The organism is Sphingobium sp. Cam5-1, assembly GCF_015693305.1.
In the GTDB taxonomy this organism is placed as follows: Bacteria; Pseudomonadota; Alphaproteobacteria; order Sphingomonadales; family Sphingomonadaceae; genus Sphingobium.
Genome location: NZ_CP065138.1, coordinates 111412 through 134040, shown reverse-complemented (window position 1 = coordinate 134040; position 22629 = coordinate 111412). Strand labels below are relative to the sequence as shown.

General features: G+C 62.9%; 29 protein-coding genes and 1 pseudogene. 13 read left to right on the top strand and 17 right to left on the bottom strand.

Going from position 1 to position 22629, the window contains the following annotated elements; genetic code table 11:
- The first annotated feature begins 152 nt into the window (after nucleotides 1-152).
- Entirely contained in the window at nucleotides 153-278 is a 126-nt protein-coding gene (gene ykgO / locus IZV00_RS00695; RefSeq protein ID WP_004210176.1) for a type B 50S ribosomal protein L36, read from the top strand.
- Nucleotides 279-759, top strand: a pseudogene (locus IZV00_RS00690) (HAD-IA family hydrolase).
- Here IZV00_RS00690 and pyk read toward each other — a convergent pair.
- A complete protein-coding gene (pyk, locus tag IZV00_RS00685) occupies nucleotides 743-2194 on the bottom strand; it encodes a pyruvate kinase (protein ID WP_196225333.1) in 1452 nt (483 codons plus the stop codon). The pseudogene IZV00_RS00690 and the gene pyk overlap by 17 nt on opposite strands.
- 119 nt (nucleotides 2195-2313) lie before the next feature.
- On the opposite strand from pyk, the gene IZV00_RS00680 reads away from it, so the two are divergent.
- The 5 genes from IZV00_RS00680 to ruvC all read left to right on the top strand — a co-directional run bounded on the left by IZV00_RS00680 (nucleotide 2314) and on the right by ruvC (nucleotide 4787).
- On the top strand, nucleotides 2314-2601 hold the full coding sequence (locus IZV00_RS00680; RefSeq protein ID WP_443020069.1) for a DUF1244 domain-containing protein: 288 nt from the start codon (nucleotides 2314-2316) through the stop codon (nucleotides 2599-2601).
- 45 nt (nucleotides 2602-2646) lie between these two features.
- On the top strand, nucleotides 2647-2889 hold the full coding sequence (locus IZV00_RS00675) for a DUF2312 domain-containing protein (RefSeq protein ID WP_066524871.1): 243 nt from the start codon (nucleotides 2647-2649) through the stop codon (nucleotides 2887-2889).
- A gap of 90 nt (nucleotides 2890-2979) precedes the next feature.
- Nucleotides 2980-3306: a heavy metal-binding domain-containing protein gene (locus tag IZV00_RS00670; protein WP_174525906.1), complete on the top strand. Its 327-nt coding sequence runs from the start codon at nucleotides 2980-2982 to the stop codon at nucleotides 3304-3306.
- A gap of 64 nt (nucleotides 3307-3370) precedes the next feature.
- Nucleotides 3371-4114 (top strand): YebC/PmpR family DNA-binding transcriptional regulator, encoded by a 744-nt coding sequence (locus IZV00_RS00665; protein WP_196225331.1) that lies wholly within the window; start codon nucleotides 3371-3373, stop codon nucleotides 4112-4114.
- 181 nt (nucleotides 4115-4295) lie between these two features.
- A complete protein-coding gene (gene ruvC, locus IZV00_RS00660) occupies nucleotides 4296-4787 on the top strand; it encodes a crossover junction endodeoxyribonuclease RuvC (protein ID WP_196225330.1) in 492 nt (163 codons plus the stop codon).
- Nucleotides 4788-4872: 85 nt separating this feature from the next.
- Here the strand turns inward: ruvC and grpE are convergent, their stop codons facing one another.
- From grpE to IZV00_RS00645, 3 genes are read right to left on the bottom strand one after another with little or no spacing between them, the layout of a single operon-like run.
- Entirely contained in the window at nucleotides 4873-5427 is a 555-nt protein-coding gene (gene grpE / locus IZV00_RS00655; RefSeq protein WP_196225329.1) for a nucleotide exchange factor GrpE, read from the bottom strand.
- On the bottom strand, nucleotides 5424-6467 hold the full coding sequence (gene hrcA, locus IZV00_RS00650) for a heat-inducible transcriptional repressor HrcA (protein ID WP_196225328.1): 1044 nt from the start codon (nucleotides 6465-6467) through the stop codon (nucleotides 5424-5426). The genes grpE and hrcA overlap by 4 nt, the downstream gene beginning before the upstream one ends.
- A gap of 43 nt (nucleotides 6468-6510) precedes the next feature.
- On the bottom strand, nucleotides 6511-7020 hold the full coding sequence (locus IZV00_RS00645; protein ID WP_196225327.1) for a DUF6438 domain-containing protein: 510 nt from the start codon (nucleotides 7018-7020) through the stop codon (nucleotides 6511-6513).
- A gap of 95 nt (nucleotides 7021-7115) precedes the next feature.
- Here IZV00_RS00645 and rph point away from each other — a divergent pair, with 95 nt between their 5' ends.
- Both rph and rdgB read left to right on the top strand, forming a co-directional pair.
- Nucleotides 7116-7832 carry a ribonuclease PH gene (gene rph / locus IZV00_RS00640; protein WP_196225326.1) on the top strand — a complete coding sequence of 239 codons (717 nt, stop codon included), beginning with the start codon at nucleotides 7116-7118 and terminating at the stop codon, nucleotides 7830-7832.
- 99 nt (nucleotides 7833-7931) lie between these two features.
- On the top strand, nucleotides 7932-8561 hold the full coding sequence (rdgB, locus tag IZV00_RS00635) for an RdgB/HAM1 family non-canonical purine NTP pyrophosphatase (RefSeq protein WP_196225325.1): 630 nt from the start codon (nucleotides 7932-7934) through the stop codon (nucleotides 8559-8561).
- A gap of 15 nt (nucleotides 8562-8576) precedes the next feature.
- Here rdgB and IZV00_RS00630 read toward each other — a convergent pair whose 3' ends face one another.
- The gene (locus tag IZV00_RS00630; RefSeq protein ID WP_443020054.1) at nucleotides 8577-9245 is read right to left on the bottom strand and encodes a CAP domain-containing protein; all 669 of its coding nucleotides are present in this window, start codon (nucleotides 9243-9245) and stop codon (nucleotides 8577-8579) included.
- Here IZV00_RS00630 and hemW point away from each other — a divergent pair.
- Nucleotides 9244-10419, top strand: coding sequence for a radical SAM family heme chaperone HemW (hemW, locus tag IZV00_RS00625; RefSeq protein ID WP_196225324.1), 1176 nt, complete (start codon nucleotides 9244-9246; stop codon nucleotides 10417-10419). The genes IZV00_RS00630 and hemW overlap by 2 nt on opposite strands.
- Nucleotides 10420-10429: 10 nt before the next feature.
- On the opposite strand, the gene grxD is transcribed toward hemW, so the two are convergent.
- The 8 genes from grxD to IZV00_RS00585 all read right to left on the bottom strand — a co-directional run bounded on the left by grxD (nucleotide 10430) and on the right by IZV00_RS00585 (nucleotide 16304).
- Nucleotides 10430-10762, bottom strand: coding sequence for a Grx4 family monothiol glutaredoxin (gene grxD, locus IZV00_RS00620; RefSeq protein ID WP_196225323.1), 333 nt, complete (start codon nucleotides 10760-10762; stop codon nucleotides 10430-10432).
- 64 nt (nucleotides 10763-10826) lie between these two features.
- Nucleotides 10827-11060 carry a BolA/IbaG family iron-sulfur metabolism protein gene (locus IZV00_RS00615; protein WP_176591755.1) on the bottom strand — a complete coding sequence of 78 codons (234 nt, stop codon included), beginning with the start codon at nucleotides 11058-11060 and terminating at the stop codon, nucleotides 10827-10829.
- Nucleotides 11061-11078: 18 nt separating this feature from the next.
- A complete protein-coding gene (locus IZV00_RS00610; RefSeq protein WP_196225322.1) occupies nucleotides 11079-11402 on the bottom strand; it encodes a DUF1476 domain-containing protein in 324 nt (107 codons plus the stop codon).
- A gap of 58 nt (nucleotides 11403-11460) precedes the next feature.
- Nucleotides 11461-12054, bottom strand: a complete 594-nt coding sequence (gene leuD / locus IZV00_RS00605; RefSeq protein WP_196225321.1) for a 3-isopropylmalate dehydratase small subunit — start codon at nucleotides 12052-12054, stop codon at nucleotides 11461-11463.
- 109 nt (nucleotides 12055-12163) lie between these two features.
- Entirely contained in the window at nucleotides 12164-13618 is a 1455-nt protein-coding gene (gene leuC / locus IZV00_RS00600) for a 3-isopropylmalate dehydratase large subunit (protein ID WP_196225320.1), read from the bottom strand.
- 90 nt (nucleotides 13619-13708) lie between these two features.
- Complete coding sequence (locus IZV00_RS00595; RefSeq protein WP_196225319.1) at nucleotides 13709-14395, bottom strand: glutathione S-transferase family protein; 687 nt, start codon at nucleotides 14393-14395, stop codon at nucleotides 13709-13711.
- A 140-nt stretch (nucleotides 14396-14535) separates the two neighbouring features.
- The gene (locus tag IZV00_RS00590) at nucleotides 14536-14688 is read right to left on the bottom strand and encodes a hypothetical protein (RefSeq protein WP_196225318.1); all 153 of its coding nucleotides are present in this window, start codon (nucleotides 14686-14688) and stop codon (nucleotides 14536-14538) included.
- 23 nt (nucleotides 14689-14711) lie between these two features.
- On the bottom strand, nucleotides 14712-16304 hold the full coding sequence (locus IZV00_RS00585; RefSeq protein ID WP_196225317.1) for an isocitrate lyase: 1593 nt from the start codon (nucleotides 16302-16304) through the stop codon (nucleotides 14712-14714).
- 142 nt (nucleotides 16305-16446) lie between these two features.
- On the opposite strand from IZV00_RS00585, the gene IZV00_RS00580 reads away from it, so the two are divergent.
- Nucleotides 16447-17847 carry a helix-turn-helix domain-containing protein gene (locus IZV00_RS00580; protein WP_196225316.1) on the top strand — a complete coding sequence of 467 codons (1401 nt, stop codon included), beginning with the start codon at nucleotides 16447-16449 and terminating at the stop codon, nucleotides 17845-17847.
- A gap of 38 nt (nucleotides 17848-17885) precedes the next feature.
- On the opposite strand, the gene IZV00_RS00575 is transcribed toward IZV00_RS00580, so the two are convergent.
- Genes IZV00_RS00575 through IZV00_RS00565 form a run of 3 tightly spaced genes read right to left on the bottom strand, consistent with a single transcriptional unit; the run spans nucleotide 17886 to nucleotide 19512 of the window.
- A complete protein-coding gene (locus tag IZV00_RS00575; RefSeq protein ID WP_196225315.1) occupies nucleotides 17886-18296 on the bottom strand; it encodes a hypothetical protein in 411 nt (136 codons plus the stop codon).
- Between the two features lie 28 nt (nucleotides 18297-18324).
- On the bottom strand, nucleotides 18325-18528 hold the full coding sequence (locus IZV00_RS00570; protein ID WP_196225314.1) for a hypothetical protein: 204 nt from the start codon (nucleotides 18526-18528) through the stop codon (nucleotides 18325-18327).
- A gap of 45 nt (nucleotides 18529-18573) precedes the next feature.
- A complete protein-coding gene (locus IZV00_RS00565; protein ID WP_196225313.1) occupies nucleotides 18574-19512 on the bottom strand; it encodes a right-handed parallel beta-helix repeat-containing protein in 939 nt (312 codons plus the stop codon).
- 332 nt (nucleotides 19513-19844) lie between these two features.
- Between IZV00_RS00565 and IZV00_RS00560 the strand changes: the two genes are divergently transcribed.
- Together IZV00_RS00560 and IZV00_RS00555 are read left to right on the top strand one after the other, a co-directional pair.
- A complete protein-coding gene (locus IZV00_RS00560; protein WP_196225312.1) occupies nucleotides 19845-21326 on the top strand; it encodes an ABC transporter substrate-binding protein in 1482 nt (493 codons plus the stop codon).
- A gap of 17 nt (nucleotides 21327-21343) precedes the next feature.
- The gene (locus IZV00_RS00555; protein ID WP_196225311.1) at nucleotides 21344-21766 is read left to right on the top strand and encodes a DUF4112 domain-containing protein; all 423 of its coding nucleotides are present in this window, start codon (nucleotides 21344-21346) and stop codon (nucleotides 21764-21766) included.
- 5 nt (nucleotides 21767-21771) lie between these two features.
- Here the strand turns inward: IZV00_RS00555 and nadC are convergent, their stop codons facing one another.
- On the bottom strand, nucleotides 21772-22620 hold the full coding sequence (nadC, locus tag IZV00_RS00550) for a carboxylating nicotinate-nucleotide diphosphorylase (RefSeq protein ID WP_196225310.1): 849 nt from the start codon (nucleotides 22618-22620) through the stop codon (nucleotides 21772-21774).
- Nucleotides 22621-22629 lie beyond the last annotated feature (9 nt).

Sequence of the window (22629 nt, the reverse complement as noted above, 5' to 3'; positions counted from 1 at the left end):
CTATCCCTTCAACTCTTGAAGCCATGTCTTTGCTGCATATGGCATGAACGGGGCAAAAGTGCGGCCAGCCGCCCTTGACTTTCAGCCGCCCCACCCATAGGGGCTGCGCTTCGATTTTCCGATCACGCAAGATTCTTAGAAGGCTGACTTCCATGAAGATCCGCAACTCGCTCAAGTCGCTCAAGGGCCGTCACCGGGACAACCGCGTGATCCGCCGTCGCGGCCGTACCTATGTTATCAACAAGACCAATCGCCGCTTCAAGGCCCGCCAGGGCTAATTGAGCGAGCCGATCTCCGCCGTCATATTCGACGTCGGACAGGTTCTGTACCATTGGGAGCCTCGGCTCCTCTACGAGCGCCTGATCGATGATGATCGACAGCGTACAGCCTGCCGTTGCAGGCATGGCGCAGTTGGTCGGCGAATTATGTGGGCGGGGCGTCGCTCTTTATGGCCTCACCAATTTCAGCGCCGAATTCTGGAAGCCATTCCATGCGCGGGAGGCGGACTTCTTCGCTAACTTTCGCGACATTCTGGTGTCTGGCGCCGAAGGGTTAGTGAAGCCCGACCCTGCCATCTACCGCCTGGCGCTCGGCCGCTTTGGCCTGCGCGCCGAGGAAACATTCTTCATCGATGATCGGGAAGAAAATGTCGCGGCGGCGGAAGCGCTGGGCATTCGCAGCCATCTCTTCCGGGACGCAGAGGCCTTGCGCCGCGATCTTGCAGCGCAAGGCCTGCTACAGCTTAATCCCGCCCTGTAAGCTCATCGCCGCGAATGGCGGTGACATGCAGCACATTGGTCGATCCCGGAGTGCCGAAGGGGACGCCTGCCAGCACCACGATCTTGCTGCCCTTCTGCGTCATATTGTGTCGCAGCGCCATTCGGCGAGCCTTGCCGACCATCTCCTCGAACGTATCGATATCCTTAGTGCGCACCGCATGGACGCCCCACGTCAAGCCCAGCTTTCGGGCCGTGTCCAGCCGTGGCGTCAAGGCAAGGATCGGCGTCAGCGGCCGCTCGCGCGCCACCCGGCGAACCGTGCTGCCTGACGAGGTGAAGCAGGTGATCGCGCTGGCCCCAACGACCGAGACGATGCCCGCCGCCCCTTCCGCCAGCGCGTCGGCGGTGGTCGCATCGGGCTTGGTTTCGGTGAAATGCAGCCGGGCGAAATAGCCGGGGTCACGCTCTACGCTGTGGGCGATGCTGTCCATCATCGCGACTGCTTCCTCGGGCCAGTCACCCGCCGCCGTTTCCGCAGACAGCATGATCGCGTCGGCGCCATCATAGACGGCAGTGGCGACGTCCGACACTTCGGCGCGGGTGGGCGTCGGCGCCTTGATCATCGATTCGAGCATCTGCGTGGCGACCACCACCGGGCGTCCCATGCGCCGCGCCGTCGCGACAATCTGCTTCTGAAGCGGCGGCACGGCCTGAGGCGGCAGCTCGACGCCCAGGTCGCCGCGCGCAACCATCACGCCATCGGCCAGTTCCAATATCTCCTCCAGCCGCTGGACTGCGGCGGGCTTCTCAATCTTCGCCATCAGCGCGCCATGGCCGCCCATCAGCTTGCGCGCTTCCGCAAGATCTTCAGGACGCTGCACAAAGCTCAACGCAATCCAGTCGCAGCCCTGTTCGACCGCGAAGCTCAGGTCGCGCCGGTCCTTCTCCGTCAAGGCGGGTACGGGAACCACAACATCGGGCACGTTAACGCCCTTGCGGTTCGACAGGGTACCACCGACCTCGACCACCGTTTCGATCCGGTCATCCGACACATTCTTCACCCGCAGCACCAACTTGCCATCGTCCAGCAGCAGCCGCGTTTCAGGGACCAGCGCCGCGTAAATTTCCGGGTGGGGCAGGTTCACACGCCGTGCGTCGCCCGGCTTTTCGTCGCGGTCGAGTATGAAGGATGCACCCACCTCCAGAACGGCAAGGCCGCTCTTGAAAGTCCCGACGCGCAGCTTGGGTCCTTGCAAGTCACCCAATATGGTCGTCGGCCGCCCGAATTCCTTTTCCAGCGCCCGGATGGACGCGATACGCGCCGCATGATCCTCATGCGCTCCATGGCTCATATTGATGCGGAAAGCGTCTGCCCCGGCGATAAAAAGCGCGCGGATCACTTCCGGCGTGTCGCTCGCAGGGCCAAGGGTCGCCAAAATCCGGACCTTGCGCGAACGGGGCGGCAGTTTCGTCATTCTCAAATAGCTCCTGGCAGTGATGGTCAGCCCTCGGCTTGCCAGGGCGCCGTTTTAGATTATCCCTACTGCACGACAGGATGATGTAGATCAGCGAAAGGATCGCCGTGGCCGACAATATGCTCAACGATGCGGTGGCTGCAACCGCCTTCCGCCGCCTGATTGCGCATTTGCAGCACAGGACCGACGTCCAGAACATCGATCTGATGGGAACGGCGGGCTTCTGCCGCAATTGCCTCGCCGACTGGATCGCGGAAGCCGACGGCAATTTGAGCAAGGACCAGGCGCGCGAAATCATCCACGGCATGCCCTTTTCAGAGTGGAAACAGCGCCATCAGAGCGAGGCGACGCCAGAACAGATCGCAAAGATGCAGGAGAGTGTGGCGAAGAACGCTGACAATCATTAGGAGCGTGCGCCAACCCGATTCACATTCTATCCGGAGATATATTATATGAGCGAGGGCAACGTCGCCGCCGATCAGCTACGCCTTCTTATCGAACGCATCGAGCGGCTCGAGGAAGAGAAGAAGGGCATCGGCGACGATATCAAGGACGTGTATCTGGAGGCCAAGGCAACCGGCTATGATCCGAAGATCATGCGCCAGATCATCCGCCTGCGCAAAATGCCGCAGCATGACCGGCAGGAAATGGAGGCTATCCTCCAGACCTACCTGTCCGCCTTGGGCATGGAATAACGCACTCGTCTTCCGTTCGTCCTCCGCTTGTCGAAGGCCCCTTCTTTCTTCAAGAAGGGCCTTCGACAAGCAAGGTGCGGGAGACACATCATGTCCGAGATCATCGTCAGCACCACAAGCCGCCTCGAAGGGCGCCCTGCAAAGGAATATCTCGGCATCGTCACCGGCGAGGTGATCGTGGGCGCCAACCTGTTCCGTGACCTGTTCGCCAGTGTACGGGACATCGTCGGGGGCCGTTCGGGCGCTTATGAGGATGTGCTCCAGCGAGCGCGTGAGCAGGCGATCGGCGAGATGCGAATGCGGGCGGCGACGCTGGGCGCGAACGCTGTCGTCGGGGTCGACCTCGATTATGAAGTGCTGGGGTCCAACGGTTCGATGCTGATGGTCTCGGCCTCCGGCACCGCTATCCTCGTCTAGTTGCGCTTGGGCAGGACGCCCGCTAGAGAGCGCGCTTCGGATCAGACAAGTTTAGGAGCAGGCCGTGGCCGGCCATAGCAAATTCAAGAACATCATGCATCGCAAGGGCGCGCAGGACAAAAAACGTTCCTCGATGTTCTCCAAGCTCAGCCGCGAAATCACCGTGGCCGCGAAGATGGGCATGCCCGACCCGGACATGAACCCCCGCCTCCGTTTGGCGGTGAACGCCGCCAAGGCGCAGTCCATGCCCAAGGACAATATCCAGCGCGCGATCGACAAGGCGATCGGCGGCGACATGGAGAATTATGAAGAGATCCGCTACGAAGGCTACGGCCCCGGCGGTGTCGCCATCATCGTCGAAGCGCTGACCGACAACCGCAATCGCACCGCGACCAATGTGCGCACCGCCTTTTCCAAAAATGGTGGCAACCTTGGCGCTTCGGGCGCGGTCAGTCACGGCTTCGATCGCATGGGCCTCATCACCTATCCGGCGAACGCTGGCGATGCCGATGCGATCTTCGAAGCGGCCCTCGAAGCAGGCGCCGATGATGTGTCGTCGAACGAAGACGAACATGAAATCTGGACCGCCATGGACGCGCTGCACGAAGTCGCCAAGGCGCTGGAAGCAAAGCTCGGCCCGGCCGAAGGCGCTAAGCTCGCCTGGAAACCGCAGACCACCGTCGAGGTTGACGAGAGCAACGCCGCGACCCTGATGAAGCTGGTCGATACGCTGGAAGATGATGACGACGTCCAGACCGTCTGGGGCAATTATGAAGTGTCCGACGAGGTCATGGAGAAGCTGGGTTGATAAACACCCTCCCCTCTCCCCGGCGGGGAGAGGGTTGCGCAGCCTTGGCAGCGTGCTGCCCAAGCGAAGCTGGGAGAGGGGGGAGCCCCCTCACCTTCCGTACTTCCCCTCTCCAAGTCCGGCTAACCGGCAGGCCGGTAAGCCTCCCTATCCTCTCCCCTGAAGGGGCGAGGACAAATCCATGATCATCCTTGGACTCGACCCCGGCCTTGGCACCACGGGCTGGGGCTTGATCGCGGCTGACGGCAATCGCCTCACGCACATCGCCAATGGGCAGATCAAGACCGACGCCGACATGGCGTTGGCGACGCGGCTGTTGGCGCTTGATCTCGCGCTCACCGACCTCATCCTCGAACATCAGCCCACTGGCGCGGCGGTCGAGGAAGTATTCGTCAACGTAAACCCGCAATCAACGCTGAAGCTGGGGCAAGCGCGCGGCGTCGTGCTGCTAGCGGCATCCCGGTCGGGGATGGAGGTTGGCGAATATGCGGCGCGGCTTGTCAAAAAATCCGTCGTCGGCGTTGGCAACGCGTCGAAGGATCAGGTCCATGCCATGGTTTCGCGGCTGTTGCCGGGAGCCAAGGTTGCGGGACCGGATGCCTCGGACGCGCTCGCCGTGGCGATCACGCATGCCCATCACCTTGCCAGCGCCCGCCGCATTCCGCGCCGCTGAGCGCGGGCCTACGAAAAACGACCGCATTCAGAAAACCCGCCGGAACAAGTCCCGGCGGGCGCCTGATCTCCATAGTGAAGATTCGTCAGTCGGGCTTCTTGGCAACGCTCACCAAAGCCGGGCGCAGCAGGCGATCGCGGATTGTGTATCCCGCCTGCATTTCCACCAGCACGGTCCCGGGCTCAGCATCGTCCGACGGCACTTCCATCATCGCCTGATGCTTGTTGGGATCAAGCGGCTGTCCAACCGACACCAGCTTTTCGATGCCGTTGCGGCCAAAGACGCCTTCCAGTTCCCGGCCGGTCGCTTCGAGGCCTGCGACCAGTCCCTTGAACTTTTCATCGTCACGCAGTTCCGCCGGGATAGCTTGCAGCGCGCGGCCCAGATTGTCCGCGACCGACAGCATATCGCGCGCGAACGACGTTGCGGCATAGGCGCGCGTATCGGCGAGTTCCTTTTCAAGCCGCCGACGGACATTCTGCGTTTCGGCATGGGCGTAGAGCGCGTCCTGCTTCGCCGCCGCCAGCTCACCCTCCAGGGCCGCCAAGCGTTCAGCAGCCGCGTCGCCCACAGGCGCTGCGTCCTCGGGCAGTTCGTCAACGACTTCAGTATTTTCGATATTCAGCTTGTCTTCGCTCATCTCATCAATCTCGATAACGTCTGCGCAGTGAAATCCACCATGGGGATCACCCGCGCGTAGTTCAAGCGCGTCGGACCGATGACGCCGACCACGCCGACAACACGGCCATCGCCGCCCCGGTAAGGCGCGGCTATGACCGAAGAACCGGAGAGGGAAAAGAGCTTGTTTTCCGACCCGATGAAGATTTTCGTCGCGCTGCCCGCCAACGCGCCTTCCAGCAGGCGCGAAATCTCCTGCTTGCCTTCCAGTTGTTCGAGCAATTGGCGCACCCGTTCGAGGTCCGCGGCAGTGCCGTCATCCAGCAGATGCGCCTGACCGCGCACAATCAGTACCGGACGGTCATCCGCATCCTGCGACCAGACGGCGATGCCACGCGCCACCAATTCGCGCGCCGCACCCTGAATCGCCGTTCGCTCGCCCTCCATCTCGCGACGCAGGGCTTCGCCCGCCTCCCTGAGCGTCATGCCCGCGAAGCGCGCGGACATGAAGTTCGCTGCTTCGTTCAGCATGCCGGGCGTCACGCCTGCGGGCATGTCGAGTACGCGGTTTTCTACAGAGCCGTCCTGTCCCACCAGCACGGCCAGCGCCTGACGATCATTGAGCGGCACGAAACCGATCTGGCGCATCACCGGCTCGCGCTTGGGCACCATGACGATGCCCGCGCAGGCGGAGAGGCCCGACAGCGCGGCGGTCGCTGCGGACAATGCTTCCTCGATCGGGCCACCCTCGGCAATGCCTGCCTCGATCGCGCGGCGTTCCTCGACCGAAGGCTCGGCCGCCTGCATCATGCCATCGACGAAAAGGCGTAATCCGGTTTCGGTCGGCATGCGCCCTGCCGACGTATGCGGGGCGGCCAGCAGTCCCAGCTCCTCCAGGTCCTGCATGACGTTGCGAATCGATGCAGGCGACAGGCTGAGCGAGGCGATCTTGCTGATGGTGCGCGAACCCACGGGCAGGCCGGTGCCGAGATAGCTTTCGACCACCACCCGGAAAACGTCGCGCGCCCGCTCATTGAGTTCGGTAACCGGTGTGACCGCCATGCGCCCCTATCTAGGCGAGCACCGGGCCGTACTCAAGCCGGGGCTATCTTACAGCGGACGGTTTCACCATTGCGTCGATGTCCAGCATCCGGGGAACGGCCGCAATGGTGGCACGCAGCTTGCCATAGCTGGCGTCCATGCATCCCGACTGAAACTCCAGCCGGGTGGTCGGCTGCTGATCCCTCGTCCATTCGATGGTGTAGCCGGGCATGTCGGTCGCGAAACGGGTGCAATTTTCCCCATGAGCGATGCGCCGGACCGTTCCCGCCGGGGGCCGGAATTGCGCCAGCGCGGCTCGAAAGCGACGATATTGCGCAGGCGTGACCGTAAAGCGCGTCGCGCCCGGAACGGCCGTAAACCGCTCAGGCTCCAGCAGGCCCGAACCATCAGGCGTCACCTGCAGGCTATAAGTTGGGCAAACGCCGAAACAGGGACCCGCCGAAAAACGGATCGTGTCACCGGCAGCCACGGGCTTTTCCAGCTCGGGTCTTTCCGCCGCGCAACCGACGGTCAGGACTATGCCCGCCAAAATCATCATCGAACGCAATTGCATGCGCGCTTCCTACCATCTTTCGTACGTATCGCCACTGGCAAGACGACGCTCCCGGCGCTAAGCCGCACCGACTAATCGCTTCGGAGAAAATATTTATGCGTCCTTCCGGCCGCGCGCCAGATCAGATGCGCGCCATCACCATGGAGCCCGGCTTCACCATCCATGCCGAGGGCAGCTGCCTGGTCAGCTTCGGCGATACGCGCGTGCTGTGCACCGCTTCGGTTGAGGAGAAGGTGCCGCCCTTCCTGCGCGGCAAGGGTTCAGGCTGGGTGACGGCGGAATATGGCATGCTGCCCCGCGCCACCCATACGCGCGGCAGCCGTGAGGCGGCCAAGGGCAAGCAGTCGGGCCGCACGCAGGAAATTCAGCGTTTGATCGGCCGGTCGCTGCGCACCGTCGTCGATATGAAAAAGCTGGGCGAGCGGCAGATTGTTATCGATTGCGACGTGATCCAGGCAGATGGCGGCACCCGCACAGCGGCTATTTCCGGCAGCTGGGTGGCTTTGCGCATTGCCATCGACAAGCTGATCGCTTCGGGCGCGCTGGCCGAAGACCCGATCATCCAAAAGGTCGCGGCGATCAGTTGCGGCATCTATAATGGCACGCCGGTGCTGGACCTCGACTATGCCGAGGACAGCAATGCCGAAACCGACGCCAACCTGATCCTGACCGGCGACGGCAAGTTTGCCGAAGTGCAGGCGACGGCCGAGGGCGCCGCTTATGACGAGGAAGAACTGCTGCGCCTGCTGCGTCTGGCGCGCATCGGTTGCTCGCAAATCTTTGCGGCTCAGGACAAGGCGACGGGTCGCTAAGCCAGTTCGCCCGTTCGTTTCGAGCGTTTCGAGAAATGCTATCTATGCACTACGCGCTTCTCGACTATGCTCGAAGCGAACGGGGAGAATGACATAATCATGAGCGACGAGTTCGGACAGGAACAGGCGATCCGCAAGCTGGGGCCGGGCAAGCTGGTGATCGCCAGCCATAATCCCGGCAAGGTTCGGGAAATTGGCGAGTTGCTCGCCCCGTTCGGGATTGAGACTGTGTCAGCGGCGGCGCTGGACCTGCCTGAGCCGGAAGAAACTGGCACCACCTTCATCGCCAATGCAGAGCTGAAGGCGATGCAGGCGGCGGACCTGTCGGGGCTTCCCGCATTGGCGGATGATAGCGGGCTATGCGTCGAAGCGCTGAATGGTGATCCGGGCATCTTCTCCGCTCGCTGGGCGGGTGAGACGAAGGATTTCAGCATCGCCATGCAGCGCGTGTGGGATGCGATCGAAGCCAAGGGGCCTGACGCCGGGCATGGCGCGCATTTCATCTGCGCGCTGGCGGTGGCTTGGCCCGATGGTCATGTCGAAGCGTTTGAGGGGCGGGTCGATGGTATCCTCTGCTGGCCGCCGCGCGGAGACAAGGGCTTTGGCTATGACCCGATGTTCCAGCCGTTGGGCCACACCATCAGCTTTGGCGAGATGGAGCCGGAAAAGAAGCATGCGATGAGCCATCGTGCGGATGCCTTCGCCCAACTGGTCGCGACGGTTTTCTAGAAAAACAAGGCGGGCTTATTCGCCCATGCTGGCCAGACGGGAGCCGAAGGAGCTGTCATCCGCGTCCAGCGGGCCTTTTCCGAAAGCGTTACCCGCTGGAAAATAGCGGCAGACCAGATAATCGTAATTCTGCCCCTCGGCGAGGGCGCAGCCGACCTTTTGCGTGCTGCGCCAGATCATCTGCGTATAATGACCGACATCTTCCCAGCGGCCCGACAGGCTGATGTCCGGCAGCTTGCCTCCTCGCCGGAACAGGCGCTTTTCATCGAGGAAGGCGCCGATCATCGTCTCATATCCGTAGAGGCGTCGTGGACCCATCCAGAGATTTTCGCCGCTGGGAACAGCGCGGGATGCGCGCGGGGAATGTTGGAAGCGGTTGGTCACGGCCATCTGCCGGGCATATCGGGCAGCGTCCTGCGCGAGGTCGCTGTCCCATGCCAGCGGCGTGAGGCCCAGCGATTCGCGCTCGTCATTATGCATGCCCAGAACCACGTCGCGCAGCAATAGGTTGCCGCGTTCCGCCTCCTCCATGCCGTAATAGGCGGCGGGCATGACCGTCTGGGTGGGCACCGCCCGGCTCAACGGGGACGCTTTGGCTGGCTGAGCGGCAATGATTCCCGTCATCGCCATTACTGCCGTTGCTAGCCGTGCGGCCCAAAGCCGTCTAAGGACGCCTCCACCCATGCCCCTGCCCCCGATCGATTCCCCGGCGCCCGCGCCTGAAGCCATGGCCTTATATGTCCATTGGCCATTTTGCGTTTCCAAATGTCCTTATTGCGATTTTAACAGCCATGTCCGTGCGGACATCGATACCGATGCCTGGCGCACCGCGCTGTTGGAAGATCTGGCTCATGAAGCCACGCTGACTGGCGGGCGGCCGCTCTCTTCCATCTTTTTCGGCGGCGGCACGCCATCGCTGATGCCGCCGGAAATCGTCGCGAACATCATCGACGCTGCGGGCAGCTACTGGCGGCCAACGGCGGACATGGAAATCACGTTGGAGGCCAATCCGAGTTCGGTGGAAGCTGCGCGCTTCGCCGATCTGGCGCGTGCGGGGGTGAACCGGGTGTCACTGGGGGTGCAGGCGCTGGACAATCAGGCGCTGCATTTTCTCGGTCGGGCGCATGATGTGGGCGAGGCGCTGGCGGCGCTGGATGTTGCGCAGTCGGTGTTCGGTCGCGTGAATCTGGACCTCATCTATGCGCGGCCCGACCAGAGCGAGGCGGACTGGGAGGCGGAGCTGGCGCGCGGCCTGTCTTTTGGCACCGATCATCTGTCGCTTTATCAGTTGACGATCGAGCCGGGCACGCGGTTCGCCACCCTTGTCGCTCAGGGGAAGCTGACGCCCGCTGATCCGGACCATGCCGCAACCCTGTATGAGCAGACACGGGACATGACCGCTGCCGCCGGTTTGCCTGCTTATGAGATCAGCAACCATGCGAAGCCCGGTCAGGAAAGCCGCCACAACCTCACCTATTGGCGATATGGCACCTATGCCGGGATCGGTCCCGGCGCGCACGGACGGCGCGAGGGGATGGCGACGCTAAGGCATAAGAAGCCCGAAAACTGGATGGGTGCCGTGCGGCGCAACGGCCACGGACTGCAAAGCGAGGAAGCGTTGACGCCAGAAGATCGCGGGCGTGAAGCGCTGCTGATGGGATTGCGGCTTGCGGAAGGCGTCGATCTTGATCGCATCTCGGCGCTATCCAGTATCCCCGTCGAGCAGCTGATCGATGAAACTGCCGTTGCGCGGCTCGCCCCGTTGAACCTGATCGAGCGCAAAGGGCAGCATCTGCGGATCACGCCAGCAGCCATGCTGCTGCTGGACGCCATCCTGCCGGAGATTGTTAAGGTCTGATTGCGGCGATTCAGTTTGCCGCTGCGACGCCTTCATCGGCCATCAGCTGCTGAAGCTCACCGGCTTCATACATTTCCATCATGATGTCGCTGCCGCCGACAAATTCGCCCTTCACATAGAGCTGTGGGATGGTCGGCCAATCTGAAAAAGCCTTGATACCCTGCCGCACCAACTGATCCTGCAACACGTCCACCGACTCATAGGCAACGCCCAGATGATCGAGGATGGCAATTGCACGACTGGAAAAACCACATTGGGGGAACAGCGGCGTGCCCTTCATAAAGAGCACGACGTCATTGCTGTTCACAATATCGGCGATCCGCTGATGCACGGCGTCGGTCATGGGTCGGTCCAGTCCTGTCGGGCGCTGCAAAATGGCAAGCAGCGCGCATGAAAAATGATAGCGGTTAGTTGGGAACGGCAGTGGTCAGTTGCAAGGCGTGGAGTACGCCGCCCATCCGGCCGCCAAGCGCCGCATAGACGGCGCGTTGTTGAGCCACGCGGCTCATGCCCCGAAAACTTTCCGCCACCACGCGAGCGGCATAATGGTCGCCATCACCGGCGAGGTCGGTAATCTCCACCTCCGCGTCCGGAATAGCCGCCCGGATCATGTCCGCAATATCGTCGGCAGCCATTGGCATTGGTCAGGTCCGTCCGGCTTATTGTGCTTCGATGAACTGGCGGCGCGCGATCACCTGCTGCTCTTCCAGAGCCGCTCGCACGCCTGGCTCGTCAATGTCTACGCCCGCCTGGGTCATGTCGCCCACCAGCTTGCGAATGACATCCTCGTCGCCCGCTTCCTCAAAATCGGCCTGTACTACGGACTTGGCGTAGGCGTCGGTCTCTTCCGGCGTCAGCCCCATTTTGACCGCGGCCCATTCACCGAGCAGCCGGTTGCGCCGCGCCTGGATGCGGAACTGCATTTCCTGGTCATGGGCGAACATATTTTCAAAGGCCTTTTCGCGGTCGTCGAAAGTCGTCATGCCTGTGCCTTGTCAAAAAGAAGCTGAAGTCTGGGATGAGATAGGAAGATCGGGACGGTTACGCAACGGCGGGAACGAGCCAAGGCCGCAGCCCGGCGTCCTTCGCCTCGAACTGGCTGATCGTGTCGGCCTGCCCCAAAGTCAGCCCGATCTCGTCAAGCCCGCCAAGCAGGCAATGCTTGCGGAACGGGTCGATTTCGAACTGGAATCGATCCTGAAACTGCGTCGTGACGGTCTGATGTTCCAGATCGACATGGATGGGATCGATCTTCGCGACCTCCATCAGCCGGTCAATCGCTTCCTGCGGCAGGACGACTGTCAGGATACCATTTTTGAACGCGTTGCCGGAGAAAATGTCCGAGAAGCTCGGCGCGATCACTACCTTGATGCCAAGGTCAGCAAGCGCCCAGGCGGCATGTTCACGGCTGGATCCGCAGCCGAAATTGTCGCCCGCGATCAGGATCGGGCTGCCAGCATATTCGGGATCGTCAAAGACGTTGCCCGGTTCCTTGCGCAGCACTTCGAACGCGCCCTTGCCGAGGCCCGAGCGCGAAATGGTCTTCAGCCAATGCGCCGGAATGACGATGTCGGTGTCGACATTCTTCATCCCGAACGGATAGGCCTTGCCCTCAACGATATTTAGCTTGTCCATCAATGCGCCCGCTTGGTCTCCAGGCGGCGGCTGTCTTCCGCGCGCCCGAGAGTCGCCGCCATGGCGGCACTGGCCAGCGCGCCAAGCGCCAGCACCCAGAATACCTTCTTCATGCGACCACCTCTCCCTGTTTTTCGTTCAGCAATTCTCGCACGTCGGTCAGATGTCCGGTGATGGCGGCAGCAGCAGCCATCGCGGGGGATACGAGATGCGTCCGGGAACCGGGTCCCTGACGGCCCATGAAGTTGCGGTTGCTGGTGGAAGCGCAGCGCTCTCCGGCTGGCACCTTGTCGGGATTCATGCCGAGGCATGCGGAGCAGCCCGGTTCACGCCATTCGAATCCGGCATTGGTGAAGATGCGGTCGAGCCCTTCGGCCTCCGCCTGCTGTTTCACCAAACCGGAGCCGGGAACGACCAGCGCCTGCTTGATGCCGCCCGCAATATGGCGGCCCTTCAGCAGCGCGGCGGCAGCGCGTAAATCTTCTATGCGGCTGTTGGTGCAGCTGCCGATGAAGATATGTTCGACGGTCACGTCCTCCATCCGCTGCCCGGCGGTGAGGCCCATATAGTCGAGTGACTTCTGCGCGGCGGCGCGCTTGGACGCGTCGGCGAAGCTTTCCGGATCGGGAACGACGCCGGTCACTGGCACGACGTCCTCGGGGCTGGTGCCCCAGGTCACGTTGGGCACGATGTCGGCGGCATCGATGACGATGGTCTTGTCGAATTGCGCACCTTCATCGGTCGCCAGCGTCCTCCAATAGGCGACGGCGGCATCCCAATCGGCACCTTTGGGCGCCATGGGACGGCCCTTCAGATAAGCGACGGTTTTTTCATCCGGGGCGAACAGGCCCGAACGAGCGCCTGCCTCAATCGACATGTTGGCGACGGTCAGGCGGCCTTCGATCGACATGTCGCGGAAGACAGAGCCGCGATATTCCATGACGTAGCCGGTGCCGCCCGCCGTGCCGATACGGCCGCAGATCGCCAGCGCCACATCCTTGGGCGTAACGCCGAAGCCCAATTCGCCTTCGACCACGACTTCCATCGTCTTCGATTGCTTGAGCAACAGCGTCTGCGTGGCGAGCACATGCTCAACCTCCGACGTGCCGATGCCGAACGCCAGCGCGCCCAATGCGCCGTGCGAGCTAGTATGGCTGTCGCCGCAGACCAGCGTCGTGCCCGGCAGGGTGAAGCCCTGCTCGGGTCCCACGACATGGACGATCCCCTGCTCCCGGTCAGCATCGCCGATCAGGCGAACGCCAAACTCCGGCGCATTCCGCTCCAGCGCGGCAAGCTGCTGTGCGCTTTCGGGATCGGCGATGGGGATGCGGTTGCCCTGCGCATCGCGGCGGGGGGTCGTGGGCAAATTGTGATCTGGGACGGCGAGCGTCAGATCGGGGCGGCGCACGGGGCGGCCCGCTATCCTTAGACCCTCGAAGGCCTGGGGACTCGTCACCTCATGAACGAGGTGGCGGTCGATATAGATGAGGCAGGTTCCATCGGGACGGCGTTCAACGACATGCGCGTCCCAAATCTTCTCGTACAGCGTGCGGGGCTTGACCATAACCCTTTCCCCCTAGACCCAGAGCGGGCGCGGCGAAAGGGGGCATGGGACCAATATTTGCTGTTCCCGTGGATAGCAGCCGTGCGGAGATCAGGACGCGCGGTAATCGGCAATGATGCGACCAGCGGCGCCGACCTCCGCCTCATGGCTTTCCTCACGCCAGGTTTCGGCGAGGGCAGCGACCTCCCATTCCCGCATTGCGGGGTGGGCCAGCATGTGATCGACCCATGCGTGCGCCACTGGCCCGACATTCAGGTCATAGGTCCTCACCCGGAATGCGACAGGCGCGTAAAAGGCGTCGATCGCGCTGAACGCTGGCCCGGCGAGGAAAGGGCCGCCGAACCGCTTCAGCCCTTCCCCCCACAATTCCGAAAGCCGCGCTATATCGCGGTTCAGCTGCGGCGAGGGCAGGTCGCGTTCGACTCGCACTCCGACATTCATGGGGCATTCGTTGCGCAGAGTCGCAAAGCCGCTGTGCATTTCCGCAACGGCGCTTTGGGCGAAGGCGCGGGCGGATTCCTCCTGTGGCCATACGGCAGGGTGGCGATCGGCAAGATAGAGGGTGATGCCGAGCGAATCCCACACTGTCCGATCGCCGTCGATCAAGGCAGGCACCTGCCCGGTCGGTGAAAAGTTGCGGAAGGCAGAGTAATTTATGCTCTGCACAAAGGGCTCAAGCCGATCCGTGAAGGGAATGCCGAGCGCCTTCATCAATACCCAAGGACGCAGTGACCAGCTGGAATAATTCCGGTTCGCGGTAATGAGCGTGTAGGGCATGGGGCTCTCCCGTCGGGTCTGACGCATTCAGGATAAGCGTCCGGCCGTTTGGGCGAAAGCGCAAAGCTTGCCAAGGCGATCGACAAAGAGCCCGCCGCCAAGATTCTTGGCGGCGGGCTTTCTGTCATCGATATGGGCAATCAGCGTAGGCGGCCGAGCCGGTGATAAAGGTTGGCGAACTTCACCGAATCCGGCGTGTCTTTCACCTTCTGCAGATAATCAGCCACTGCCGTCCTGAGCAGCGAAAAATCCTCCGTCGAGAAAACCGCGCGGGACCTTGCAGGTTCAGTCATTTCGTCCTCCTTTCCTTGGTTCTTCACGCTGCGAACTGGTTCATCGTGTTATGCGAGCCGCCCGCCTTGAGCGCTGCCTCACCGGCGAAATATTCCTTGTGATCATCACCGATGTCGCTGCCCGCCATATTCTGGTGCTTCACGCAGGCGATGCCTTCGCGGATTTCGCGGCGCTGGACGCCCTCGACATAGCCGAGCATCCCGGCGTCGCCGAAATATTCCCGCGCCAGATTGTCCGTCGACAAAGCAGCCGTGTGATAGGTCGGCAACGTGATGAGGTGATGGAAAATGCCCGCCCGCGCTGCGGCGTCCTTCTGGAAGGTGCGGATTTTTTCATCAGCCTCGCGACCGAGTTCGGTGGCGTCATAGTCCGCGCTCATCAACCGGGCGCGATCATAGGCGGAAACGTCCCTGCCCTCTGCCTGCCAGCTGTCGAACACCTGCTGACGGAAGTTCAGCGTCCAGTTGAAGCTCGGCGAGTTATTGTAAACCAGCTTGGCGTTCGGGATGACCTCGCGGACACGGTCCACCATGCCCGCAATCTGTTCGACATGCGGCTTTTCGGTTTCGATCCACAGCAGATCGGCACCGTTCTGAAGCGAGGTGATGCAGTCCAGGACGACCCGATCCTCGCCGGTTCCGGAGCGGAACTGGAAGAGGTTGGACGCCAGGCGCTTGGGCCGCAGCAGCTTGCCGTCGCGAGCGATGACGACATCGCCGCGCAGGGTCGATGGATCGGCGACCTCTTCGACATCGAGGAAGCTGTTATACTGGTCGCCAAGGTCTCCCGGCTCGCGGCTGAAGGCGATCTGCTTGGTGAGACCGGCGCCGAGCGAATCGGTGCGGGCGACGATAATGCCGTCGTCGATGCCCAGTTCAAGGAAGGCGTAACGGCAGGCGCGGATCTTCGCGAGGAAGTCCTCATGCGGAACGGTGACTTTGCCGTCCTGATGACCGCACTGCTTTTCATCCGAAACCTGATTCTCGATCTGGAGCGCGCAGGCGCCGGCTTCGATCATCTTCTTGGCGAGCAGATAGGTTGCCTCGGCGTTACCGAAGCCTGCGTCGATGTCGGCGATGATCGGGACGATGTGGGTTTCGTGATTGTCGATCGCGTTGGTGAGGCGATGGACCTCAACTTCATTGCCCGTCTCACGCGCCTTGTCGAGGTCGCGGAACAGCATGCCGAGTTCGCGGGCGTCGGCCTGACGCAGGAAGGTGTAGAGTTCTTCGATCAGCGCAGGAACGCTGGTCTTTTCATGCATCGACTGGTCGGGCAGCGGGCCGAATTCGGAACGAAGCGCCGCGATCATCCAGCCGGAGAGGTAGAGATATTTGCCCTTGGTCGTGCCGAAATGCTTCTTGATGCTGATCATCTTCTGCTGGCCGATGAAGCCGTGCCAGCAGCCGAGCGACTGGGTGTAGTTTGCCGGGTCGGCGTCATAAGCGGCCATGTCGCGGCGCATGATGGCGGCGGTGTAGCGGGCGATGTCGAGGCCGGTGGGGAAGCGGTTCTGAAGGCGCATTCTGGCGACCGAATCGGCGGCGATGCCGTTCCAGTTGGGCTCTTCGCCCAGCAGGGTGGAGGCGCGGGTGATTTGTTGGGCGTAGGTCATCTCGATTCCCTGAATGAATTGGCGAATTAAACGCGTTTTGGGGAAAGGGGAGCCGAGCCGGGAGGGGGTGTGAGGTTCAGTTGTCGATCTTTACAAACTTTCCCTGTATAGTTGTAATGTCTGCACAGGAGCGCACGCGAACATGGCCAAGGATCGTCCCGTCTATATGGGGCCGCGCTTGCGGCGGTTGCGGCGGGAGTTGGGGCTGACGCAGTCCGATATGGCGGCGGACCTTGAGATTTCAGCTTCCTATGTCGCGCTGCTGGAGCGGAACCAGCGGCCTCTGACCGCCGACATGCTGCTGCGGCTGGCGCGCACATATCGGATGGACATGAGCGAGCTGGCGGGCGACGGCGGCGCGGAGCAGACGGCGCGGTTGCAGGCGGCGCTGAAGGACCCGATGTTCGCCGACATCGACCTGCCCGCGCTGGCGATGCAGGACGTCGCGATCAACTATCCGGGGTTCAGCGAAGCGTTATTGCGGCTGCATACCGCCTATCGCGAGGAGCAGATGGCGCTCGCGGATCGGAGCAGCGATCGTGCCGACGCACCCGACGAAGCGCCAGACCCGGCGGCCGAGGCGCGCCGGTTCCTGGGCGCGCGACGCAACAGCTTTCCGCCGCTGGACGATGCGGCGGAAAGGATCGCAGCGCAAATCGAACAAGCAGGCGGCACGGCGGCATGGCTGAAAAGCAAGCATGGCCTGCGCGTCCGACGCCTGCCGCCCGATGTCATGGCGGGGTCGATGCGGCGGCTGGACCGGCATCGGGACGCAGTGCTGATCGACGATGCGCTGGACGGCGCGAGCACCGCCTTTCAGCTGGCGATACAGATCGCCTATCTGGAGATGCGCACGGACATGGAGTCCCTGCTGAAGGACGGGCAGTTTTCCAGCGCGAGCGGACGGCAGCTGGCCCGCCAAGGCCTCGCCAATTATGGCGCCGCCGCCATATTGATGCCCTATGCAGCCTTCGCCAAGGCGGTGGAGGCGCGACGCTATGATGTCGAAGCACTGGCCCGGCAGTTCGGGACGAGCTTTGAACAGACAGCGCACCGGCTGACCACGCTGCAAAAACCGGGGCACGAACGCGTGCCCTTCTTCTTCCTGCGCGTCGATCGGGCGGGCAATATCAGCAAGCGGCTGGACGGCGCGGGCTTTCCCTTTGCGCGGCATGGCGGATCATGCCCGCTCTGGTCGATCCATCATGTGTTCGAGCGCCCCGGCGAGGTGGTGACGCAATGGCTGGAACTGCCCGACGGACAACGGTTTTTCTCGATCGCGCGAAGGGTGACGGCGGGCGGCGGCGGCTGGGGCGCACCGCGTGTGGAGCGGGCGATCGCGCTTGCCTGCGCCGCCGAACATGCCCATCGGCTGATCTATACGCAGGGACTTGGGGCGTCCGAGCCGACGCCGATCGGACTGACATGCCGCCTGTGCCATCGGAGCCAGTGCATGGCGCGATCCGCGCCGCCCATCGGCCGTGAAATGCTGCCGGAGGACTATCGCCGGGGCTACGCGCCTTTCGGCTTTGCCGACGGTTGAGCAATGGCGCAACCGCCGCACGAGCGATCCCGGTCGGTTCAGCCCGCGGCGCGCGCCTGCGGCGCCGATGAATCAGCAGGCGTCGCGAGCCAGTCGAGAGCCTCCTGCTCGGTTTCGAAATAGCCGTAGGTCGTGTTCATATTTTGCATCCGTTTCGTCTGCATACGCAGGAGTACCGAAGGCGAAACTACGGCGATGCGCCCGGTTTCCGCATCCTTGTGCGTGTAAGAGAGGCGACTGAGCGCTTCGCTGACTTCGGCGCTATGAATTTCCGTGCGGCATGTATTGGCCAGAACGTCGCACGACGGATCCGCCGCGCGGGTTTCTTCCGCGATGGCGCGGGCAAACCGATCAACCACATCCAGATTCCAGAAGCCGTAAGTGGTGATATGTAACAGCTTGCGATCGCGGTCATAACTGACCTCGAAAAAGCCCTCCAACTTCTGCACAAACCCTCCTAATCCAGAAGGGCCTAGTTCAGTCCTCCTGCAAATCCAGCCAGGCAACCACGTCATTGTCCGTGGCGATGAACAGCCCGTCCTGGATTTCCTGGGGCTGTTGCTGCGCTATATGCACGGCTTCGCTTAACGGGCCGTAAAAAAGGGTGGTCGCAGCGCCGCCTTCTTCGCTGTCGCTTAGATGATAAAGGCGGACGGTGGCGGAATCATAGGTGCTGCGCATGACGCCATTATCGGGCGGGGCAACCCGCCATGCAAGCGGGGGCCGTCAGCGGCGATCGGTGACCTTGATACCGGCGCCCAGGCGATTCGCGCCGATCTTCACCGCGTCGTCCGTGAAATTGGCGACGAAGCTGCTATTGCGTTGCAGGCCGGGCACGAAAGAGGCGCTGTTGCCAGCGATCGACAGGCCGCTGCTGTCATGTTCGCGCCCTTCCGGCGCGACGGTGATGAAGGCGCTATAATTATCCTTGTCCCGGCCCTGCACCATTTCATTGCCGCTGATCTCACCGCTCGCCCCGTTGGACAGGTCGATCATATAGTTGGTGAGGCGGCCGTGGCTGTCGTCGAAGCTGTTGCCGGTGATGGTGACGCGGGGCGTACGGGTTTTCAGGTAATGGCCGCCATCGCCCTGGTCGAATCGCGACCGCGTGACGGTAAGTTTGCCATATCGACCGATATAGATGCCATGGGCACAGTCCAGATCGCGATCGCACCGGCCGAGATGGCGGAAGGTGGATTTGTCGATCGTGACGCTGTTGCCCGGCGAGTCGCCGCTCAAAATCCCTTCTTCGCTATTGCGAAAGAGGCTGTTGGTGACGGTGAGGTTGCCGCCCTCCAGCCGAATGCCCGCGCCATTGCCATCGGGCACGCGCAGATTCTGGAACACGATGCCATCCACGCTGCTGGACCGGCCGCGCAGGACCAGTGCCGCCTTGCCTTCACATGGCATGCCATCGAGGATGACGCTGCCCGGCGTCTGGGCGCGGAAGGCGACGTCCCCGCCCTGCTGCACCGCGCATTGCGCATAGGTGCCGGGCGCGATCAGGACCGTGCCCTTGCCATTGCCGATCGCGGCCACCGCATCTTTCAGTGAGGTGTAGCCGCGTCCGCTTTCGACCACGGTGAAAGGCGTCGGCATCCCCTGTGCCAGGGCAGCGGCGCCAGCGGCGGCGGACACGAGCAGGATCGTCGAAAGGATACGCATATCTAAAGACATAGACGGTTGGGAAAGGGCGGCCAATGTGGAGTCGTGGTTAATGAAATCCTGTTCCGGGACAGGTCCGATCACCCTGCCCCTCGCCCGCCCTGCGGAAACGGCCCGTTTTTATTCACCGGGAGCATGGTGATGTTTGAGTCATCGTCACCCCGGACTTGATCCGGGGTCCCGCTTCTTTTCTGACGCTGCTGAGGCAGCGGGACCCCGGGTCGAGCCCGGGGTGACGGAAAATCAACCTTAACGCCGATGCTTTCATGTAAGACGATCACGCTCTAAAAAGCTTCAACTTGAGCCTCATAAACCCTAAGCCTGTCATACGCATGACCGTGGCTGCTCCCCTGCTTCGATCGATGGCTGTCCTTCTGGGCGCGGCCGCGATGATCGCGGGCTGTTCGCAGGAGGCGAGCGGGCCGGTGGTGGTGAGCGTGATCGGATCACCCGCTGACTTCGCCAAACCTATCGAAAACCTGCCCAATCCGGGCGCCAAGCTGATTCTGGAGGCCACCGCGCAGGGGTTGGTCGCCTTTGATGCGGGTGGAGAGATACTGCCCGCGCTCGCCCAGCGCTGGATCGTCGAGGAGGACGGGCGCAGCTATATCTTTCGCCTGCGGCGCGCGCAGTGGGCCGATGGGACGAAGGTGACGGCGAAGGATGTCGCGCGGCTGCTGATGGCGCGGATCGAGACGTTGCGGCGGCTGGACCCGGACGGGCCGCTGGACGCGGTGGAGGCGGTCGTGCCGATGACCGGCGAGGTGATCGAGATTCGCCTTGCCTATCCCCGTCCCTATTTGTTGCAGATGCTGGCACAGCCGCAAATGGCGCTGTTGTCGCGGCAGGGCGGCACCGGGCCTTACCGGCGCGAGGCATGGGGCAAGGCGCTGACGCTGACGCCGGTCGACAAGGCGCCCAAGGATGACGATGGGGATGAGGCGAAGGCGGCGGCGTGGGAAACACGCATATTGCGCGCGGACAGGGCCGCGCTGGCGATCATCCGTTTTCGTGAGGGCAAGGCAGCGGCGGTGCTGGGCGGGCGGTTCGCCGACCTGCCGCTGCTGGTGCCGGCCGGGGTCGATCGCGATGCGGTGCGGATCGACCCGGTGCAGGGCCTTTTGGGATTTGCCGTGACGGGCAAGGGCAAGCTGCTGGACGATGACGGCGTGCGGCGGGCGATCAACATGGCGATCGATCGCAGCCAGTTGCCCATATTGTTTCCGCTGGGCGGGTGGGCCATCACCGACCAGATCGTGCCTGCGCAGCTGGACCTGCCACGGCCGCCGACCGCGCCGGATTGGACAGCGATGCCGTTGGAGGACCGGCGGGCGGCGGCCAGTGCGGTCATCACACGGTGGCGCAGCGACAATGGTGACGCTCCGGTGCTGCGCGTGGCTTTACCAGAGGGGCCGGGGGCGACGAGCCTGTTCGCGCTCGTCCGCCATGACCTGGCGTTGATCGGATTGCGGGTCGAGCGGGTGGGCATGAAGGATGATGCCGACCTGCGGTTGATCGATGAAGTTGCCGCTTATGATAGCGTGCTCTGGTATCTCGGCCGCGCCGGGTGTGCGCGCAAGGTGCATTGTTCGGAGGAGGCCGATGCACAGTTGCGGGCGGCGAGCATGGCGGGCAGCGCGGCGGAGCGGATGGCGCGGGTGGCGCAGGCCGAGGCGCTGATGCAGGCGCATAACGGCTATATTGCCTTGGGCGCGCCGGTGCGATGGTCGCTGGTGTCGCGGCGGCTGACCGGATTCATGCCTTCGCCCCGCGCGCGGCATCCATTGAACCATCTGTTCCGCAGCCCCAATTAAGGGGCAGGAGGAACAGCATGGCGTTATCGCAAGACCAGTTTGACCGTGTGGTACGTGACCTGCCGGGCTTTGGCCGCGACCCCGCTTCGGTGCGGCGGCGGATCGAGGCGATGGAGGCGGTGCTGGAAGGGGTGTTCGTCATTCCCGGCACGAACCGGCGCGTGGGGCTGGACAGTCTGGTCGGCCTTATCCCGGTGGTGGGCGATTTGGCGACTGCGGCCATGGGCGCCTGGATCGTATGGGAAGCGCGGAATCTGGGCATGTCGAAATGGCAGCTGACGCGGATGGCGGCCAATGTGGGGTTCGACACGGTCGTGGGGGCGATTCCGTTCGCCGGTGACGTGTTCGACTTTCTGTTCAAGTCCAACACGAAGAATTTGCGGATCATCCGTCGGCATCTGGACAAACACCATCCTTCGACGGTGACGATCGAGGGTTAAGGCCTTCAGGCGAACGCGAAGTCCAGGCCGATGTCGGCGGCGGGGGCGGACTGGGTGAGGCGACCGACGCTGATGTAGGTTACGCCGGTTTCGGCCTTGGCGCGGATGGTCTGGAGGGTGACGCCGCCTGACGCCTCGGTCGGTACGCGGCCGCCGACCAATGTGACCGCGCCGCGCAGGGTGGGCGCGTCCATATTGTCTAGCAACAGGTGGGTTGCCCCGGCGGCGAGCGCGGGTTCGATCTGGTCGACGCGGTCCACCTCGACGATGATGCTTTCGATCCCGGCGGCGGCGGCGCGGCGGACGGCTTCCTCTACCGAGCCTGCGACGGCGACATGATTGTCCTTGATCATCGCCGCGTCCCACAGGCCCATGCGGTGATTGGTCGCGCCGCCCTGACGCGTCGCATATTTTTCGAGGACGCGCAGGCCGGGGATCGTCTTGCGCGTGTCGAGCAGGGTCGCGCCGGTGCCCATGATCGCATCGACATAGGCGCGGGTCATGGTGGCGATGCCGGTCAGATGCTGGACGGTGTTGAGCGCGGAGCGCTCCGCCGTCAGCATCGCGCGTGCCTTGCCCCGGATGCGCATGATGTCAGTGCCTGGCGCGACGCGGTCGCCATCTTGGCGGAGCAGTTCGATCTCGACGTCCGGGTCGAGCGCGCGGAAGAAGGCTGCGGCGATGGGGAGGCCAGCTAGCGTGACTGCGTCGCGGCTGTCCATCACGCCTTCGAAGATCGCGTCGGCGGGGATGACTGCTTCGCTGGTGACGTCGCGGCCTTCGGGGCCGAGGTCTTCGGCGAGGGTGGAGGCGATGAAGGCATCGAGGTCGAAGCCGGGCAAGGTGAAGGTCATGGGCGCTCC